The 19,763-nt window shown below is 49.1% G+C and carries 17 protein-coding genes; 8 read left to right on the forward strand and 9 right to left on the reverse strand.

Features of this window, described 5'->3' with window-relative positions:
* Positions 1 to 188: 188 nt before the first annotated feature.
* The 5 genes from ACL9RG_RS02595 (at position 189) to ACL9RG_RS02615 (ending at position 7,470) form a co-directional block, all read left to right on the forward strand.
* The gene (locus tag ACL9RG_RS02595; RefSeq protein ID WP_422790992.1) at positions 189 to 1,562 is read left to right on the forward strand and encodes a formimidoylglutamate deiminase; all 1,374 of its coding nucleotides are present in this window, start codon (positions 189 to 191) and stop codon (positions 1,560 to 1,562) included.
* A complete protein-coding gene (locus ACL9RG_RS02600; protein WP_422790993.1) occupies positions 1,559 to 2,149 on the forward strand; it encodes a HutD family protein in 591 nt (196 codons plus the stop codon). The genes ACL9RG_RS02595 and ACL9RG_RS02600 overlap by 4 nt, the downstream gene beginning before the upstream one ends.
* 558 nt (positions 2,150 to 2,707) lie before the next feature.
* Positions 2,708 to 4,258 carry a histidine ammonia-lyase gene (gene hutH, locus ACL9RG_RS02605; protein WP_422790994.1) on the forward strand — a complete coding sequence of 517 codons (1,551 nt, stop codon included), beginning with the start codon at positions 2,708 to 2,710 and terminating at the stop codon, positions 4,256 to 4,258.
* A gap of 72 nt (positions 4,259 to 4,330) precedes the next feature.
* The gene (gene hutU / locus ACL9RG_RS02610; RefSeq protein ID WP_422790995.1) at positions 4,331 to 6,016 is read left to right on the forward strand and encodes a urocanate hydratase; all 1,686 of its coding nucleotides are present in this window, start codon (positions 4,331 to 4,333) and stop codon (positions 6,014 to 6,016) included.
* A 365-nt stretch (positions 6,017 to 6,381) separates the two neighbouring features.
* Positions 6,382 to 7,470: an iron-containing alcohol dehydrogenase family protein gene (locus ACL9RG_RS02615; protein WP_422790996.1), complete on the forward strand. Its 1,089-nt coding sequence runs from the start codon at positions 6,382 to 6,384 to the stop codon at positions 7,468 to 7,470.
* Between the two features lie 64 nt (positions 7,471 to 7,534).
* On the opposite strand, the gene gloA is transcribed toward ACL9RG_RS02615, so the two are convergent.
* From gloA to znuC, 7 genes are all read right to left on the reverse strand, one after another.
* Complete coding sequence (gene gloA, locus ACL9RG_RS02620; RefSeq protein ID WP_422790997.1) at positions 7,535 to 8,065, reverse strand: lactoylglutathione lyase; 531 nt, start codon at positions 8,063 to 8,065, stop codon at positions 7,535 to 7,537.
* 75 nt (positions 8,066 to 8,140) lie between these two features.
* Positions 8,141 to 8,911, reverse strand: coding sequence for an iron efflux ABC transporter permease subunit FetB (fetB, locus tag ACL9RG_RS02625; RefSeq protein WP_422790998.1), 771 nt, complete (start codon positions 8,909 to 8,911; stop codon positions 8,141 to 8,143).
* On the reverse strand, positions 8,898 to 9,569 hold the full coding sequence (gene fetA / locus ACL9RG_RS02630) for an iron efflux ABC transporter ATP-binding subunit FetA (protein WP_422790999.1): 672 nt from the start codon (positions 9,567 to 9,569) through the stop codon (positions 8,898 to 8,900). The genes fetB and fetA overlap by 14 nt, the downstream gene beginning before the upstream one ends.
* Positions 9,570 to 9,782: 213 nt before the next feature.
* Positions 9,783 to 11,006, reverse strand: coding sequence for an FAD-dependent oxidoreductase (locus ACL9RG_RS02635; RefSeq protein ID WP_422791000.1), 1,224 nt, complete (start codon positions 11,004 to 11,006; stop codon positions 9,783 to 9,785).
* A 370-nt stretch (positions 11,007 to 11,376) separates the two neighbouring features.
* A complete protein-coding gene (locus ACL9RG_RS02640; protein WP_422791001.1) occupies positions 11,377 to 11,523 on the reverse strand; it encodes a hypothetical protein in 147 nt (48 codons plus the stop codon).
* Positions 11,524 to 11,959: 436 nt separating this feature from the next.
* Positions 11,960 to 12,742 (reverse strand): zinc ABC transporter permease subunit ZnuB, encoded by a 783-nt coding sequence (gene znuB, locus ACL9RG_RS02645; RefSeq protein ID WP_422791002.1) that lies wholly within the window; start codon positions 12,740 to 12,742, stop codon positions 11,960 to 11,962.
* Positions 12,735 to 13,511 (reverse strand): zinc ABC transporter ATP-binding protein ZnuC, encoded by a 777-nt coding sequence (znuC, locus tag ACL9RG_RS02650; protein ID WP_422791003.1) that lies wholly within the window; start codon positions 13,509 to 13,511, stop codon positions 12,735 to 12,737. Before znuC ends, znuB begins: the two co-directional genes overlap by 8 nt.
* A gap of 136 nt (positions 13,512 to 13,647) precedes the next feature.
* Between znuC and znuA the strand changes: the two genes are divergently transcribed.
* The 3 genes from znuA (at position 13,648) to lpxM (ending at position 17,070) form a co-directional block, all read left to right on the forward strand.
* Positions 13,648 to 14,562 carry a zinc ABC transporter substrate-binding protein ZnuA gene (znuA, locus tag ACL9RG_RS02655; protein ID WP_422791004.1) on the forward strand — a complete coding sequence of 305 codons (915 nt, stop codon included), beginning with the start codon at positions 13,648 to 13,650 and terminating at the stop codon, positions 14,560 to 14,562.
* A gap of 20 nt (positions 14,563 to 14,582) precedes the next feature.
* A complete protein-coding gene (gene mepM / locus ACL9RG_RS02660) occupies positions 14,583 to 15,911 on the forward strand; it encodes a murein DD-endopeptidase MepM (protein ID WP_422791005.1) in 1,329 nt (442 codons plus the stop codon).
* Positions 15,912 to 16,098: 187 nt separating this feature from the next.
* The gene (gene lpxM, locus ACL9RG_RS02665; protein WP_422791006.1) at positions 16,099 to 17,070 is read left to right on the forward strand and encodes a lauroyl-Kdo(2)-lipid IV(A) myristoyltransferase; all 972 of its coding nucleotides are present in this window, start codon (positions 16,099 to 16,101) and stop codon (positions 17,068 to 17,070) included.
* An 85-nt stretch (positions 17,071 to 17,155) separates the two neighbouring features.
* Here the strand turns inward: lpxM and pyk are convergent, their stop codons facing one another.
* Together pyk and ACL9RG_RS02675 are read right to left on the reverse strand one after the other, a co-directional pair.
* A complete protein-coding gene (gene pyk, locus ACL9RG_RS02670; protein ID WP_422791007.1) occupies positions 17,156 to 18,598 on the reverse strand; it encodes a pyruvate kinase in 1,443 nt (480 codons plus the stop codon).
* 86 nt (positions 18,599 to 18,684) lie between these two features.
* Positions 18,685 to 19,575 carry a MurR/RpiR family transcriptional regulator gene (locus ACL9RG_RS02675; RefSeq protein WP_422791008.1) on the reverse strand — a complete coding sequence of 297 codons (891 nt, stop codon included), beginning with the start codon at positions 19,573 to 19,575 and terminating at the stop codon, positions 18,685 to 18,687.
* Positions 19,576 to 19,763 lie beyond the last annotated feature (188 nt).

Genomic DNA, 19,763 nt, shown 5'->3' on the forward strand with positions numbered 1-19,763 from the left:
CCAAAAGTATAAAAGATCATCTTGCGTAACCAGAGTATAAAACCGCGCGCGATGACAAATTATAAAAATAAAGCCGCTGTACTAGTTTACAGTTCAATTCGGCGTATGTATATGTATAGACAAGTTGGACAAAAGATCACAAACCTTAACCGAGTGATTGACCATTTTAACCGATCCGGGAAACCAGTATGTCCGTTTATTTTGCCCCTCGCGCCCTTTTGCCGCATGGCTGGGCACATAACGTCAGATTAGAAGTTAACGATGCCGGCTATCTTACTGCAATTACGCCTGATTGCGATAAGCAGGATGCGACTGTTTTGCATGGGCCGGTGGTCGCTGGGATGCCAAATTTACATTCACATGCCTTTCAGCGTGTAATGGCGGGGCTGGCCGAAGTTGCCGGCAATCCGCAAGACAGTTTCTGGACCTGGCGTGAACTGATGTATCGCATGGTTCGTCGTCTGACGCCTGCCCAGGTGACCACTATCGCTACCCAGCTTTATATCGAAATGCTTAAAGGTGGTTATACCCAGGTTGCTGAGTTTAACTATCTGCATCACGATACCAACGGACAGCCTTATGCTGACCGCGCTGAGATGAGCCGTCATCTTAGCGAGGCGGCCCAGCAGGCCGGGATTGGTCTGACTTTACTGCCGGTGTTATATAGCTATTCTGGATTTGGCGCGCAGCCCGCCGTTGAAGGGCAAAAGCGCTTTATTCAAGATGCCGACAGTTATCTGCTGCAACAACAGGCTATTCGCCATCATATTGCCGATAAGCCGCTGCAAAATCAGGGGCTGTGTTTCCATTCCCTGCGTGCCGTGTCGCTAGATCAAATGCAACAGGTGCTGGGAGAAAGCGATAAGCAGCTTCCCGTGCATATCCATATTTCTGAACAAATGAAAGAAGTGAACGACTGTCTGGCGTGGAGCGGGCAGCGTCCTATTGCCTGGCTATATGACCATTTGCCGGTGGATCAACGTTGGTGCTTGATTCACGCCACCCATCCTGATGAAAGCGAACTGGCACAGCTGGCAGCAAGCAAGGCGGTCACTGGATTATGTCTGACCACTGAAGCCAACCTCGGTGATGGGATTTTCCCGGGTGTTGATTACATCGCCCAAGGGGGGCGCTGGGGTATCGGCTCAGATAGCCATGTCTCGCTGAATGTCGTAGAAGAACTGCGCTGGTTTGAATATGGTCAACGCCTGCGCGATAGACACCGCAATCGTTTAACGGCAGAAAACCAACCTTCGGTGGGGGATTTGCTCTATACCCAAGCACTTGCTGGTGGTGCTCAAGCTTGCGGCGCGCCGATTGCCAAACTGGAAGTAGGATGCCGCGCAGATTGGCTGGTACTCGACGGCAATGATCCTTATCTGGCGGCAGCGAGCGACAGTGAAGTGCTTAATCGCTGGTTGTTCGCCGGTGGTCAGCATCAAATCCGAGATGTGTGGGTAGCAGGGCAAATTCGCGTACAAGACGGTCATCATCCGCTGGAGCAAAAAGCGGCAGCAGATTTCCTGGCATTGCTGAAACAGCTTGGTCAGGAGGCGGCATGAGTATTGAACGCAACGCGTTCCATTTTGATACGCTGCCGGTAAGCCCGTGGCGTAACGGCGGCGGAGAAACGCGAGAAATCTTTAGCTTTCCGGTGGGGGCGACGGCATTTGATTGGCGAGCCAGTATTGCCACTATTGCACAAGATGGTCCGTTTTCGGCTTTTCCGGGCATTGACCGCTCGATTACCTTGCTCTCTGGCGCTGGCGTGCACTTGTTTGCTACCGGTGAGTCCTCTGGAGAGGTTGATCACCTGTTGTCATCGCCAGGCGAACCTTTTGCGTTTTCTGGTGATACCGCGCTTGATTCGCGATTGTTGGCTGACGTGACCACCGATTTTAATATCATGACCCGCCGTGGTGTCTGTCATTCATCGGTAGTCGCAAAACGACAATCCTTTGCACTCAATACCGGCTTGGGGGGCGTGCTGTACGTGCTCAGTGGTCAATGGTTGCTTAACGGTAAACCCTTGGCTGAGCCACGCGGTGGCGTGTGGTGGAACAGTGTATCGGCCGCAGACGAACAGTGGCAGATTAGCCACGAGCAGGGCGATGGTTTGCTGTTATGGGCGGCGATTTTACCGGGCTAACGGGCTGCCCTATAAAGGCGCATGCGCTGCACTGGTTTAGGTCGCTTGCATGCGTCTTGCTGATTAACTGGATCTTTTTTATCGCGTATAGCAACGGTTAATCAGCGTTATTAGATAATTCAAAAAGTGGCACAAAGTTTGCCTATAAGTAACAGTGCTTGTATAGACATGAGTAGTCAGAAGGCGTGCGTGAGTTTTTTATCACCGTCACTGATTCACCCCGGCAAATTGAGAGGCGAAACGAACAAGTAAAGTGATGTCTGGCATGGTTTTAAGCACTGACGGTAGATTTTCCGTTTCGGCGCGACTATCGTCTCAGAACCTCGCAATATGTTGTATCGACCAAGGCGTTATATTGCCTAATGTAAAATTTGCCGAGGAATGCCGCCAGTAAAGGCGGCGAAGCAAGAATATAAACACGGTGCCTGGCGAAAGCCTGATTGAACATCGCATCGTTAATGTTAAAGGTAGCCTTGAGCTTACCAAGTATTGCCTTAACCCAATCCATAAATGCATTGGGTTATGACATCACCCAACTTGTCTATACAGGAATATATTATGACTGTTCATTCAACCGAAAAAACACTATGTCGCCTCCATCCGGGGCAGGTTGAGCTGCCAATGCTCCGTCAAATTTACCAGGGAAATGTGCAAATCGAGCTGGCTGAAGAAGCTCGTGCGGCGGTACTGGCTTCACAGGAAACGGTGGAGCGCATTCTGGCAGATGGCAAAGTGGTTTACGGGATTAACACCGGTTTTGGCAAGCTGGCACAGACCACCATTCCAGCAGACCGTTTGGCAGAATTGCAACGTAATCTGGTGCTGTCACACAGCGTTGGCGTGGGTAAATTGTTGCCGGACAATGTGGTGCGTTTGATTGTTAGCACCAAAGTATTGAGTCTGTCCCGTGGTCATTCCGGTATTCGTATTGAAGTCATCGATGCGCTGATCGCCTTATTTAATGCCGGTGTCATGCCTTGCATCCCAGAGAAAGGTTCAGTCGGCGCATCTGGCGACCTGGCACCATTGGCGCACCTGGCGCTGATGTTGATTGGGGAAGGTGAGGTCACCATTAATGGCGAAAAAGTCTCTGCGGTTGCCGGGTTGGCAACGGTCGGACTGAAACCTTTCGTTTTGGGACCAAAAGAAGGATTGGCTCTCCTTAACGGTACTCAGGTATCAACCTCACTGGCGCTGCGCGGATTGTTTGAAGGTGAAAACGTCTTTGCTGCTGGGCTGGTTGCCGGGGCGCTGTCGTTAGAAGCCATTCAAGGCTCGGTTAAGCCGCTGGACCCACGTATTCATCAGGCACGCGGTCAGGCTGGACAAATTGCTGTCGCCGCCGCGGTGGCTTCTCTGTTAGAAGGTAGTGACATTGTCACTTCTCACACTCACTGTGGCCGTGTTCAAGATCCTTATTCTATCCGCTGTGTACCGCAAGTCATGGGAGCCTGTTTAGATAACCTGAAACATGCGGCGCGCATTCTGCAAATTGAAGCCAATGCGGCCTCGGATAACCCGCTGGTATTTTCTGAAAACGGTGATGTGATTTCTGGCGGTAACTTCCACGCCGAACCTGTCGCTTTTGCCGCTGACATTATTGCTTTAGCCATTGCAGAAATTGGCGCCATTTCTGAACGTCGCATGGCGCTGCTGCTCGACAGCGGCCTCTCTGGTTTACCACCGTTCTTGGTCAACGATGGTGGCGTCAACTCCGGCTTTATGATTGCCCAAGTGACGGCTGCCGCGCTGGCCTCAGAAAACAAATCATTAGCACATCCGGGCAGCGTTGACAGTTTACCGACTTCTGCCAACCAAGAAGACCACGTTTCTATGGCGACCTATGCGGCACGCCGCTTAGGCGATATGTCCTTTAATACCGCAGTCGTGGTGGGCATTGAAGCGATGGCCGCGGCGCAAGGGATTGAGTTTTCCCGTCCATTAAAAAGTTCTGCGCTGATCGAAGGTGAACTGCAAGCCATTCGTCAAAACGTTGCCTATTTAGATAAAGACCGCCTGATGGCACCTGATGTTGAACACATGCGAGTTTGGGCTAGCCGCGATCGGTGGCCAGCACCGATCGCAGCGATTCTGCCAAGCCATCAATAACCAAGCTATCACTCATTAATGTTGCCGTTCCCCATTGCGATGGGGAATTATTGAAACAATAAGGAACCAAACATGACCACACCACAACCGACCGCTCTTGCTCGTGTCATCCGTGCTCCACATGGTAGCGAACTGAGCTGCCAAAACTGGCTGATTGAAGCCGCTTATCGCATGATCCAGAACAACCTTGATCCAGACGTGGCTGAGCGCCCGGAAGATTTAGTGGTGTACGGCGGGATTGGTAAGGCAGCACGTAACTGGCCAGCTTTTGAGGCTATTTTAGATAGCCTGCGTAAATTACGCGAAGACGAAACGTTGTTGGTGCAATCAGGCAAACCGGTTGGCGTGTTCCGTACGCATACCGATGCGCCTCGCGTGCTGATCGCCAACTCTAACATCGTGCCACACTGGGCCAACTGGGATCATTTCCACGAATTGGATAAAGCCGGTTTGATGATGTACGGCCAGATGACCGCAGGTTCTTGGATCTATATCGGCGCGCAAGGCATCGTGCAGGGTACCTACGAAACCTTCGCCGAAGCGGGCCGCCAACATTACAACAGCAACTTGCGTGGCAAGTGGATCTTGACCGCTGGTTTAGGTGGCATGGGTGGCGCACAGCCGCTGGCTGGCGTATTGGCTGGTGCTAGCGTATTGGCGATTGAATGCCAGGAATCGCGCATCGATTTCCGTATTCGTACCCGTTATCTGGACTACAAAGCCTTTACCATTGATGAAGCGCTGAGCATCATCGAAAAAGCCTGTGCTGAAGGTAAAGCGATCTCTGTAGGTCTGTTGGGTAATGCTGCCGACATCATGCCAGAGCTGGTTGAACGTGCGAAAAAAGGCGGTTTGCGCCCAGATATCGTTACTGACCAAACTTCTGCGCATGACCCACTGAACGGCTACCTGCCAGCGGGTTGGACGCTGGAGCAGTGGCTATCTGCGCGTGAATCTGATCCGCAATCTGTGGTTAAGGCTTCACGCCAGTCAATGAAAGTTCACGTACAAGCGATGTTGGACTTCCATGAAATGGGCATTCCTACCGTCGATTATGGCAACAATATCCGCCAGGTTGCTAAAGACGAAGGTCTGGAAAATGCCTTTGATTTCCCAGGCTTCGTTCCTGCTTATATTCGTCCGCTGTTCTGCGAAGGTAAAGGGCCATTCCGCTGGGTAGCCCTGTCCGGTGACCCGGAAGATATCTACAAAACCGATGCCAAACTCAAAGAGCTGTTCCCGGATAACGCAAACCTGATCAACTGGCTGGATATGGCGCATGAACGTATCGCCTTCCAAGGTCTGCCAGCGCGTATTTGCTGGTTGGGCTTGGGTGAGCGTCACTTGGCTGGCCTGGCATTCAATGAAATGGTGCGTAATGGTGAGCTGAAAGCGCCGGTTGTTATCGGCCGTGACCACTTGGATACCGGTTCTGTTGCTTCTCCAAACCGTGAAACTGAAGCCATGAAAGATGGTTCAGATGCGGTATCTGACTGGCCGTTACTGAATGCATTGTTAAGCACTTCTGGCGGCGCGACCTGGGTGAGCCTGCATCATGGCGGTGGCGTAGGTATGGGCTTCTCACAACACTCAGGTATGGTGATTGTTTGTGACGGGACTAAAGAAGCAGATGCACGTCTGGAACGTGTACTGTGGAATGACCCGGCGACTGGCGTTATGCGTCACGCTGATGCGGGTTATCAGCAGGCGATTGATTGTGCCAACAAGCATAACTTGAACTTACCAATGCTAAAATAAGTGACGCTGTCACGTATGTAGGCGATGTAAGGGCATCACTGCCCGATTCGAAGCTTTAGCCGGAAAAAGGTAGCAACGCAGGTTGCTACCTTTTTTTATTCTTTTTTGTCGAGCACGCCCGCTTTCTGGCAAATTCATCGGTTCCAATAGCAACCAACCAAGCCAACAGGTGGCATAAAGCTTGCTTGCATAAGGCGGGATGATAGCGGGATGAAAAAGCCTGCGTGACTCATGTTCGTCGGCTCAACATGTTGGCCAACTCATGCTCACGTCAAAAAAAGTGCGCTACTCTTACCCAATCATTAGGGCATATCGCTGCCGTTTATCTCAGCAGAGATAAAACACAAGTAGTCGGAGAAACAGTCATGCAAGCACAGAATATTATTTTTCCGGCCCGCATACTTCGCGGTGCCGGTGTCCTGTCGCAGTTAGGTGAAATCTGCGCCGGTTTAGGGAAACGAGCCTTACTGATTGGCGGGCACCGTGCACTGCTTCAGGTTGGCGATAGCATTCGTCATCAGATGGAAGGTACGGTAGTCACGCTGGTTGGCAGTGAATGGTATGGCGGTGAGACGAGCGAAAGTAATATCACGCGCTTGGCCCAGATTGTTAAAGCGCAGCATATCGATGTGATTATTAGCGTGGGTGGCGGTAAATCGCTAGATACTGGTAAAGCCGTTGGCATCGCCGCCCATGTGCCGGTTGTTACTGTTCCGACCATTGCGGCAACCTGTGCGGCAGTCACGCCATTAACGGTGCGTTATCATGACGATGGCCATTTCCGTGATTTATACGCGCTACCGCAGGCTCCCGCTGCGGTGGTGATTGACAGCGAAATCATGGTAGCAACGCCTTTGCGCTGGCTGGCAGCCGGGTTAGGAGATACCTTGGCGAAGTGGTACGAATTCCGAGCTATTAGCAGTCATCATAGCGAATTAAACGGTATCGTGAGTTCGTCAACAGCTAACAGCCGTATCTGCTATGACTTGATTGCGACCTATGGTGCACAAGCCTGTGATGCCGTTCGTCAGAAACAGCCTAATGCAGCAATGGATCAAGTGTTGGATGCTATTTTCATGTACGCAGGGTTAACCTCGCTGATGAGCAGCGGTGGGCATGCTGCCGCGTCGCACGCGATTTATGAAGGCTTTACCATTTGTGATAAAACCCGCGAGTTTGGGCACGGCCTGCTGGTTGGTTTTGGCAATCTTTGCCTGTTAGCGTTAGAAAATCGCAGCGACGACGAACTGCTGGAGGCGCTACATTTGGCACAGGCTTGCGCGGTACCGCTGAGACTCAGTGAAATTGCTACGTTGAGTGCAGAAGAGTTGGAAAGTATTGTCCAGGCATCATTGCATGCGCCGGATATGGCTAACATGCCATCTCCGGTGACACGCGAATCTTTGTATGCGGCGATCAAACGCGTGGAAACGCTTGCCGATCGTTTACAGTAAGGTGTCAGAGAAGAGAGCGGCGTCAGCGAGTTCCTGACGCCGATAAGCTATATTTTTACGAAGGTTACTTCTTCACTGGCGTTTGCTGGATGATTTCTACCCAGTAGCCGTCTGGATCTTTAACGAAGGCGATATCTTTCATATTACCGTCAGTTAAACGTTTCTGGAACGTCACACCCAAGCGCTCAAAACGCTCACAAGCGGCATGAATATCAGGTACTGACAGGCACAGATGACCAAAACCACGAGGATCGCTATTACCGCTGTGGTAGCTGAACTCAGGATCGTTTTCAGTGCCGTGGTTATGGGTCAGTTCCAAAAGCCCGGTGACGGATTTGCGCCACAGATGGCGTTCAGCCGGATCTGCTGGGATAACTGATTTATCGGCGATCAGACCCAGGAAATAGAGGCTGAATTTGGCGTCGTTGAAATCATGATGTTCGATCAACGTAAAGCCCAAGGCTTTGGTATAAAAATCCAAAGATTTATGAATGTCTTTTACCCGGAACATGGTGTGGTTAAACACATATTGTTGGGTTTCTGCATCTGGGGTGGTTGTTACGCTATCCAGTGGATTTGATTGATTTACTGTCATGTAAACAGACTCCAAAATGTGATGATGATGTGCGCCCCCAACTTTAGTTGATTGCGCAACAAATTCAAGAAGTTGCTACTTTATCAGCACAATAGGCTGTGCGCGCTGGTTGTAAAAGCGTCGATAGGCGAGATAGCCAGCAATAATGGTCGATAAACTTGCCGTCGCCAACAGCATAAAGGTGACCATAATTTGATACTTGATCGCTTTGACCGGATCAATTCCGGCAAAAATCAGCCCGGACATCATCCCTGGCAGGCTAACCAGACCAACAGTTTTTGCCGCATCAATGGTTGGGATCATTGCCGCACGAATACTGTCACGAATAATGCTACCAGAAGCGACTTTGGTCGAGGCACCCAAGCTGAGCATTTCCAGAATCTTCTGTAGATTGTCGCTAAAGCGCTGATTAAGGTTGCTGTAACACAGCCCGACCGCCACCATCGCGTTACCGGCGATCATCCCGGTTATCGGAATCACCTGCATCGGTAAAAATTCGATAGAGCCGCTTAACACCAGAATTGCCAGCGTTAAGATGGTGCTGACGGTAATCGCAATGAACGAGATACGAAACCCATTACTAATATTCTTACTGCGTTTTTTGGCATTTAACGCCGCGTTGACGCAGATAAACAGCACCATCAATACCGTCAGCGCATCATTGTTGAGTTTAAAAATATACTTGAGGACATAACCGACGATCACCAGTTGGACGATGGCGCGTACCACACTCCAGACAATATCCTTTTCTAATCCTAGTTTCTCTTTCTTGCTGACTAACAGAGCAACTACCACCAAAATCAACGCTAAGGCGAGTGAGGTGTTGGTAATATTATGCTGATTCACGTTCGGTGCTCCGATTAGCTGGGCGGGAAAGGGCAATCACTTGCTGCGCGTGACGAATTTCATTCTGGTCATGTGTGACCCACAACACGCCAATCTGCTGCTCATTGACCAACTCGGCAATAATATCGTTGACGTTTTGCTTATTCTCTTCATCCAGCGCACTGGTAATCTCATCAAGCAATAAAACCTTCGGTAAAAACTGCAAATTACGCAGCAATGACACGCGTTGCTTCTCACCACCCGAGAGTTCTTGAGCATTTTTACTCAGCAGATCGCTTGGCAGATTGACGCGTGCCAACCAATGTTTCAGCTTCTTTTCATCTACCTTTTCTCGGCGGATTTGATAAGGCAATGCCAGATTATCGTAAACCGTTTGGCCAAATAGCGATGGCGTCTGAAAGCAGTAAGAAACCTGCTGGCGATAGTGCTGTGGGTTAAGCTGCATAATATCTTGCCCCTGAAACTGCACGGTGCCGCTGCTAGGGTTTAATAATGACGCAATAATTTTCAGCAACGTACTTTTGCCGCAACCGGAAGGGCCGGTTAACAAGGTAAACTGACCGGCAGCCAGTGAGAGGGACGTTGGCGCGAGTAATGTTTGCTGATTCAGACAATAACTGACGTCATTGACCGTTAATAGAGGGGAGGAGCCTGTCATCGACGTATTCTTAAGCGGGGAAGTAGTGCGTGAATGATAAGGTGTTTTTGCTAAGAGTCTATCCCATTCGGGCTATTTAATTTGCCATGTAAAATCGGAACAGTGCTCAAAATCCTCGCGTACTCCGTGTTGGGTTATTAGGGAAACGAAGAGTGGGGCGTAACGAACATACTCGCTGGTGCTTGATGCACCAGCATTGATTAGCACAGTGGCTTAAGGCGCTTTACTCGCCAGATGTTTAGGCATTTCGCGGTAAAAACCAATGCCAATTAATCGGCCAAACAAAAACGGAATAAATTTTCGGCCCCGCAACCAGCGCTCTGCTGCTGACGGCGGTTTTCTCCGGGCTTTCTGGCCAGCATTACTGATCATTATCTGTAATGACTGCGTGGCCCAGGTTGGGAATGTACGACGGCGTTGAATACGCTGCAAATGGCGCTGTTTAAGCTCCCCGGCCAGCAGCGGCTTGGTCAAAACATTTGCGGTCGCCACGGCATCTTGAATTGCCAGATTAACGCCGACGCCACCAATCGGTGACATGGCATGCGCGGCATCACCGATACACAACACGCCAGGCTTCGACCACTGTTGTAATCTGTCGATACGGATTTGCAATAATTTCGCCTGTTCCCAATCAGTAATTTCCTGCTGCAAGCGTTCTAAACCGAAAGGGGAAACTTCAGCGAGTTTTAGCACAAACTCGGCTAATCCTTGCTGTTGTAATGCAGGCAAACTGCCTTTGATAATGGAATATCCACACTGCCAGTAATCGCCGCGGTCAATCATAATAAAATTCTTTCTTGGCCCACGGTGGCCCATCGACCAGTTCGGGTCGTCAGGTGATTTAGTAATTTTCAACCACAACACATCGCGCGGGCTACCAAATCGACGAACTTCAAGTCCGGCTAACTCTCTGACAATCGAATTACGGCCATCGCAACCTATTACCAAATCGGCATGAAACGCCTGTTCGCCGTTTGGCGTTTGTGCTGTCACGCCGCTGACTCGTCCTTCATCATGCAATAGCCCAGTAACACTTGCCTGCTGAATCAAGGTAAAGCAGGGCAACTGCTGTGCTTTGCTATAGAGGAAATTTAGAAAATCCCACTGCGGCATAAACGCGATAAACTTGCAGTGAGTGGGTAAGTGACTGAAATCGGCCAGCGTGGTCTCTTTTCCATTCATCTCACCAAACAGCTTCTCAGCCCGTTGATGCGGCAATTGCAGAAACTCGTCTAAAAACCCCAGTCGCCAGATAATTTCCAGCGTAGAAGGGTGAATAGTATCGCCTCGAAAATCTCGTAAAAAATCGGCGTGCTTCTCCAGCACGGTAACGTTAATACCGCTGCGAGCCAACAAATATCCCAACATCATGCCAGCAGGCCCGCCGCCGACAATGCAGCAGGATGCAGATGGTCGTTCATAAGTCAGAGTCATGATGAATATCCAATTGGTTTTTAATTTCAATTGATAATAAATATCATTAAGGAGAGGTCCTATCAACGGATAGGGAATAAGGGTATTTTTTATAGGCTGGATCGAGCCTATGGGCGATTTTTAAAGCAATAACCGTGCTTGTTCGGTTTTGTAAAACAAGTAAGGTGCAAGTTTCGGTTCTGCAAGCTTGCTCAAGCTTGACCGAGCTTGTTTTGGTTTACTAAAAGCGAGAATGGTGAATTTTTCGGTTTCCGAAGTGCGGTGTCTAATGTTTCTCCGCAGCCTAAACCGAGTAAAGGAACGAAGGCGCGTTCCTTTACAATCCTGCGCCTTTTCAAACATTAACAACGAGTCTAGCGGAGGCCATGTTTCAGAGGCTTCCGTTATCGCGCAAATGCCAGCCTTCCAGGCTCCCCGGCTCCGGGTTCAAGCCAACGATAAAACTGTTGTCTTCCACCACTGTGCCGGTGGCATTTTGAGTGCGCTTGGCGGCTTTTAAGTTCAAATTCAAGTTCAAAGGCAGTTTATCTTTTGATTTTAAAAGGTTGATGGCGCGCTCAAAATTTCACGGACGAGTGGTAGAGAGACAGCGAAGTGTTTATTGAGCTGGCTCGAACCCGAGGAAGGGATGGCGGAGCCATGAAATTTGCGCCTGTCGCGGAGGTACCTGAAACATGGCCTCCGCTAGATTCGTTGTTAATACATTGAAAGGGCTGGGGATCCCGAAGGGGAAAGCCCACTTTTCCCCTTCGGTCGGTTCGAGTTGTGAAGTGACATTAAACACTGTATTTGAAGAACCGAAACATTCACCATTCTCGCTTTTAGTAAACCAAAATAAGCTCGGTCAAGCTTGAGCAAGCTTGAAGAACCGAAATTTTCACTATGCTGATTTCACAACGCCGCCTAAATCTCGGCCCAGATTTCCCTCAAGCCTTTCTGGCTTAAAGAAACCGCTAACGGCTCGGTCTAGCCAAACTGATCATGAACATTACGGCCGCTGCAAGCACCACTGATGGACCCGCTGGCGTGTCATAACCGGCTGAAAAGGCCAGGCCGCCGCTCACGGCCAACATCCCGATGACAATGGCGATCGATGCCATCTGCTCCGGCGTTTTAGCGAAACGCCGCGCGGTAGCGGCGGGGATAATCAGCAGTGAGGTGATGATTAATGCGCCGACAAACTTCATGGCTAAACCAATGGTCAGTGCAGTGATGAGCATCAAAATTACGCGGGTGCGCTGGAGGTTAACGCCATCGACATGGGCGAGCTCTGGGCTGATGGTCATTGACAGTAAGTTGCGCCATTGCCAGCACAGTACACTGAGCACAATAATGACGCCTGCGGCAATCATGGCAATATCGCTGTAGCTGACGGAAAGCAGGTCACCAAACAGGTAAGCCATCAAATCGACGCGAACACCAGACATCAGGCTGACCACCACCAAGCCGAGTGATAACGCGCTGTGCGCCATAATACCTAATAGCGTATCTACGGCTAAATGTGGTTTGCGTTCAAGGGCAACCAGCACTACCGCTAATAATAAAGTGACAATGATAACGCCATAAAACGGATTAATATTGAGCAGCAAACCGAAGGCAACGCCTAGCAAGGAAGCATGGGCCAGGGTATCACCAAAATAAGACATGCGACGCCAAACGACGAAAGAGCCTAATGGGCCCGCTGCCGTTGCCAACATAATGCCTGCCAGCCAGCCGGGAAATAATAACTCAATCATGTGTAACGTCCCCGGCATTTCCCAATTCTTTACTGCGTAACACGATTTTTCCTCGTAGATCATGGCGATGATTATGCTGATGGCGGTAAATTGCCAATTGCTCGGCTCCGCGGTTGCCAAACATGGCGATAAACTTCGGATGCATTGACACCACTTCTGGTGAACCGGAACAGCAAATATGCTGATTAAGGCATAGCACCTCATCGGTTTTAGCCATCACCAAATGTAAGTCGTGCGATACCATTAACACCGCGCAATTAAGTTCAAGGCGCAGTTGGTTGATCAAGTCATATAACGCCACCTGGCCGTTGACATCAACGCCTTGGGTTGGCTCGTCTAAGACTAACAACTGAGGTTTATTGAGCAGCGCACGTGCTAACAGTACCCGCTGGTTTTCACCACCAGATAGCTTTTGCATCGGTTGATCAATGAGATGTCCGGCCTGAACTCTTTTTAATGCTGGCAGAATATCGGCTGTTTTAACGCCGGGCTTGAGTCGCATAAAGCGCTCAACGGTTAAAGGCAGAGTCGTGTCGAGAAATAATTTTTGCGGGACATAGCCTATTTTCAGGCCAGGAACGTGCGTCTGCTTGCCACTGGTGGGAGCAATTAACCCCAGAACAATACGCACTAAGGTTGATTTACCGGCACCATTGGGGCCTAACAGGGTCAATATTTTCCCGGCTTGTAATTCTAAGGAGATATTTGATAGCACCAAGCGATCGCCAAAGCGGACTGAAATATTTTCTAGCGTTGCGAGAGTTGACATTGTTATTAAGTCTTACAAATTGAATCAAATGTTATAATATTGCATTTTGAGAGGAATAACTATCTGCATTCCATCAAATAAAGCTTCTGTTTTAATAAATCAGGAATGACATCAATAAATCATGGATAAATTCACGATGAGTCAGAAATTTTTATCTTCCAAGCGTTCATTATTCGCTGTGGTATTACTAGGGCTTAGTACTTTTACTGCTGGCGCTGATGCGACAGTTCTTACTTCTATCCGGCCATTAGGTTTTATCGCTTCGGCGATTGCTGACGGTGTTACGCCGACGGAAGTATTACTGCCTGATGGCGCATCTCCCCATGATTACGCGTTACGTCCTTCCGATTTACAACGCATGCGCAGTGCTGATTTAGTGGTGTGGATTGGGCCAGAAATGGAGGCCTTCATGACTAAATCTATTGCGCAGCTACCTCCTAATCGGGTGGTTGAAGTCGCCGCTATTCCACAAGTTCATGAATTGTTGCTCAAAGGCGAAGACGATGATGACCACGATCATGATGGGCATCATCATGGTGATTACAATATGCACCTTTGGCTCTCTCCGCAGGCTGCAAAATTTGCAGCAATAAACATTCACGATCGGCTAGTTAAACTGATGCCGCAGCAAAAAAGTAAATTAGATGCAAACTTGGTGCAATTTACTGAGCAATTGACACAAGTTGACACAAAGCTTGCTACTATGCTGCAACCTGTTCAGGGGAAGGGATATTTTGTTTTTCACGATGCCTACGGCTACTTTGAAAAACACTTTGGTCTGTCGCCGTTAGGGCACTTTACCATCAATCCCGCCATTCAACCTGGTGCACAGCGTTTACATCAAATTCGAACACAGTTGGTTGAGCACAAAGCGGTCTGCGTTTTTGCTGAGCCACAATTCAGGCCAGCCGTAATTAAGACCGTTGCTCAAGGAACAACAGTGCGTATGGGCACATTGGATCCGCTAGGCAGCGGGATCGTACTAGGTAAGGACAGCTACGTGAACTTCTTGTCACAGCTGGCAAACGAGTACGTGAGCTGCCTGAAGTAAGCTTATAAGGATAGTTCCACGTGCAGTTGATCTCTCGTTCTATTGCTCAGGCGTTGAATACATTCAATACCTTGCCAAGACCCCACCGAGTGATGGTGGGGTCACTTACTGTTATTACCTTCGCTATTGCCGTTTGGAAACCTTTTGTTTATCACCCTGAAGACAATCCGATCGCCAAACATATTGAGCTCAGTAATGAACAGACGCGAACCTTATTACCTGAGGCGAGCGAACCTCTTGACCAAACATTACCTGATGCCGATATTCCACAAGATGATTTGGATGAAAAGGTTGAGAACGAAAAGGGCGTCCATGAGTATGTTGTTTCAACAGGCGATACGCTAAGTAGTATCCTTAACCAGTACGGCATTGATATGTCGGATATTTCTGCGTTAGCTGCGCAAAATACCGATCTGCGTAATCTGAAGGTCGGACAACAATTGTCCTGGACACTCACTGATAACGGCGATTTGCAGCGTTTAACGTGGGAGAAGTCCCGTCGCGAAACCTATACTTATGACCGCACGGCTAATGGTGGCTTTAAAGCCTCGTTAGACCGGTTGAAAGGGGAATGGTCGGATACTGTCTTGAAAGGCAAAGTTAACGGGAGTTTCGTTAGCAGTGCGAAAGATGCAGGGTTGAGCAGTGCAGAAATCAGCTCGATAGTTAAAGCGTTACAGTGGCAGTTGGATTTCCGTAAGTTGCGCAAAGGTGATGAGTTTTCAGTTTTAATGTCGCGCGAAATTCTTGACGGCAAAACAGAACAAGGTCAGTTGCAGGGCGTTCGTATGCATACCGGCGGCAAAGATTATTACGCTATCCGTGCCGATGACGGTAAGTTCTATGACCGCGCAGGTAGCGGTTTAGCCCGTGGTTTTATGCGCTTCCCTACAATTAAGCAGTATCGTGTCTCCTCCAACTTTAATCCTCGTCGTGTTAATCCCGTTACCGGTCGTATCGCACCGCATCGTGGCGTTGATTTTGCTGTGCCTATTGGCACGCCAGTCTTGGCGGTTGGTGATGGTGAAGTCGTGATCGCCAAAAATGGCGGGGCGGCAGGTAATTACGTGGCTATTCGTCATGGGCGTCAATACATGACCCGCTATATGCACCTGCGCAAAGCATTGGTTAAACCCGGCCAAAAGGTGAAGCGCGGCGATCGCATTGCGCTATCGGGTAATACCGGACGGTCTACTGGCCCACACCTACATTTTGAAATCTGGATTAATAACCTCGCAGTTAACCCCCTAACGGCCAAACTCCCTCGCACCGAAGGCCTCAGCGGCGGCGACCGTAAAGCCTACCTGGCAAGAGTGAGTGAAGTTGTCCCTCAGTTGAAGCTGCTTTAATTTCAGCTCAGATGACTCGCCAGTGACTCCTATCTAAAATCAAGATATAGGGTATTGACCTGTATCTTGATGTTTATTGGGGAATCGCGATGAATATTGCCAGCTTTTGGCCTGGCTAAGCGACATTCGTTGCAAAATAATTCGTTGCATTTATCATTGGAAAATTGATTGAAGTAAGAGTGTTAGAATGCAACCAGAAAAAAAATCGAATGTGGAATTTATCCCTCAATTCCAGAAAGCTTTTTATCACCCACGTTATTGGGGTGTATGGCTAGGCGTTGGGGCGATGGCTGGTATAGCAATGGTACCGGCGCGCTTAAGGGATCCTATTCTCGGCGGTTTGGGGCGGCTGGCGGGGAAGTTGGCTAAAGGAGCCCGCCGACGTGCGCGAATTAATCTGTTCTATTGCATGCCAGAACGCACTGAAGCCGAGCGCGAAAAAATTATTGATGACATGTTCGCTACTGCGCCGCAATCAATGGTGCTAATGGCCGAACTTGCCTGTCGTGATCCCCAAAAGGTTCTTAGCCGGGTGCGTTGGCATGGCAAAGAGATTATCGATCAATTGCAGCAGGAAGGTAAAAACGTGATCTTCTTGGTGCCACACGGTTGGGCGGTGGATATCCCAGCGATGCTTATGGCGTCGACTGGGCAGAAAATGGCCGCCATGTTCCATAATCAAAAAAATCCGCTGACTGATTATTTATGGAATACAGTACGCCGTCGTTTTGGTGGCCGGATGCATGCGCGTGATGATGGTATCAAACCTTTTATCAGCTCAGTTCGCCAAGGCTATTGGGGATATTATCTTCCCGATCAGGATCACGGTGCCGAGCACAGCGAATTTGTCGATTTTTTTGCAACTTATAAAGCAACGTTGCCAGCGGTAGGCCGGTTAATGAAAGTTTGCCGCGCTGATATCGTGCCCTTGTTCCCGGTTTACGATGGTAAAAATAATCGCCTAGATATCTATATCAAGCCACCGATGCATGATTTGGCAACAGCGGATGATAATCAAATTGCCCGGCGCATGAATGAAGAGGTTGAAGTATTGGTCGGGCCGAGCCCTGAGCAATATACCTGGATACTAAAATTGCTCAAAACCAGAAGGCCAGGTGAAGAAGAGCCATATTGTCGTGATGAGCTCTATCCTAAATAAGCTTCTCTTGCCGTAGGGTATAAAAAAACCGGGCGTTGCTAGCATGCAATGCCCGGTTTTTTATGCGCTATGGTGATCCGTGAGATTACTCTACGCGTAATACCCGGCTGGTATTAGTGGTACCTGGGGTGCTCATGACATCACCCTGAGTTACGACCACTAAATCGCCAGAGACTAAGAAGCCTTTGTCACGTAGCAAATTCGCTGCACCGACTGCTGCCGCAACACCGTCACCGTCACTGTCAAAGAATACCGGCGTTACGCCACGATATAAGGCAGTCAGGTTTAACGTGTGCTCATGGCGAGACATGGCGAAAATAGGTAAACCAGAACTGATGCGCGACATCATCAAGGTGGTTCTGCCAGATTCTGTCAGGGAAATAATCGCGCTAATTCCTTTCAAGTGGTTAGCGGTATACATCGAGGACATAGCGATCATTTCTTCGATATTATCGAATTCGACATCCAGACGGTGTTTGGACACATTAATGCTTGGGATCTTTTCAGCTCCCAGGCAAACGCGCGCCATGGCAGCAACGGTTTCCGCAGGATACTGACCCGCCGCAGTCTCTGCTGAAAGCATCACTGCATCGCTGCCATCCAACACGGCGTTGGCAACGTCCATGACTTCCGCACGTGTTGGCATCGGGTTGGTGATCATCGATTCCATCATTTGAGTGGCAGTGATGACGACACGGTTAAGTGTACGCGCACGGCTGATGAGTTTTTTCTGGATACCTACCAACTCAGGGTCGCCAATTTCGACGCCAAGGTCACCACGCGCCACCATGACAACATCGGAGGCGAGAATAATATCATCCATCGCCGCCTCAGAAGCGACCGCTTCGGCACGTTCAACTTTTGAGACGATTTTGGCATTACAACCTGCATCGCGGGCCAAGCGACGGGCATAATTGAGGTCTTCGCCGGTGCGAGGGAAAGAGACGGCCAAATAGTCGACGCCAATTTTGGCGGCAGTAATGATATCGGCCTTATCTTTCTCGGTCAGCGCTTCAGCAGAAAGTCCGCCGCCGAGCTTGTTGATCCCTTTGTTGTTTGACAACGGACCGCCGACAGTGACCTCGGTGAACACTTTGCTGGCTTGAACTTCTAGGACTTTTAACTGCACACGGCCGTCATCGAGCAGCAAAATATCGCCAGGAACGACATCGGCTGGCAGTCCTTTATAATCGATACCGACTTTTTCTTTGTCACCTTCGCCTTTAGCCATGTTGGCGTCTAGCAGGAATTTATCACCAATATTTAAGAAGATCTTACCTTCTCTAAATGTGGATACGCGAATTTTCGGGCCTTGCAGATCGCCGAGGATAGCTACGTGGCGACCTAATTTTGCAGCAATTGCCCGTACTTTATTGGCACGTAGCAAATGGTCTTCAGCGGTACCGTGAGAGAAATTAAGGCGGACGACGTTAGCACCGGCGGCAATAATCTTTTCGAGATTATTGTCGCGATCGGTTGCCGGGCCGAGGGTGGTAACAATTTTAGTTCTTCTGAGCCTTCTGGACATGGTTTACTCCGTTGACGAGTGCTGCGTTTTAATTAAAATCGGTGCAAATAAAGTGTTTTGAAGCATGTAGTTAAAAAATTGTGCCGTTAAAAAGTACTATCTTGTTCTTTGCTCACCACGGGAGGGATATTGATACCTTTTTCAAGGCGTGAGTCTTTTAACGCATCTTTAACCCGTTTGAGGTTATCTCTAAATTTTGTTCCGCGGCGTAATGTGAAACCGGTGGCGAGTACATCGATAAGCGTCAGCTGTGCTAATCGCGATACCATCGGCATATAAATATCGGTGTCTTCGGGAACGTCTAGTAGCAGCGCCAGCGTCGCTTCATAGGCAAGTGGCGTGTTATGAGAGGTGATGGCCAGAACCGTAGCATCGTTAGCACGAGCTAGTTGTGCCAGTTCGACTAAGTTTTTCGTGCGGCCGGTGTGCGAAATTAACACGATAACGTCACCTTCGCCCGAATTCATACAGCTCATTCGTTGCATTACGATATCATCCAAATACAGGATTGGGATGTTGAAACGGAAAAACTTGTTCATGGCATCATGCGCGACAGCAGCTGACGCCCCAAGGCCGAAAAATGAAATCTTTTTCGCTTGGGTTAGAAGGTCGACAGCTCTATTTATTGCATTGATATCAATACTTTTTTTAACCTGCTCAAGTCCCGCCATTGCAGACTCGAAGATTTTGTCAGTGTAAGAATTAACGCTGTCAGTTTCTTCAACGTTACGGTTTACGTAAGGCGTTCCTGTCGCCAAGCTTTGTGCTAGCTGCAACTTGAAATCAGGGAAGCCTTTTGTTTCCAAACGGCGGCAAAATCGGTTGACGGTCGGTTCACTGACATTAGCCAATTTTGCTAATGCTGCAATACTGGAATGGATAGCCGTTTGTGGAGACGCGAGAATAGTTTCAGCAACTTTACGTTCTGATTTGCTGAGAACATCTAAGTGGCTCTGAATTTTTTCCAGTGTATTCATAAAAGTGTGCCGCTCATAGGTTTTATCGATTTCACCAAAAAGGAGAAATTGCGTCAGTTTGATGAAAATATACTACGAGCTGAAAAGGGTTGGCAGAGACAATCTAGTGAATTATAAGCTTTTTCACCAGAGTTTGACTCAGATCTAAGTTTCAGTATGGTAAAACTAATCCAAATTTGTCATGAAAT

Source organism: Rouxiella sp. Mn2063 (genome assembly GCF_049319665.1).
Taxonomy (GTDB): Bacteria; Pseudomonadota; Gammaproteobacteria; order Enterobacterales; family Enterobacteriaceae; genus JBMOUD01.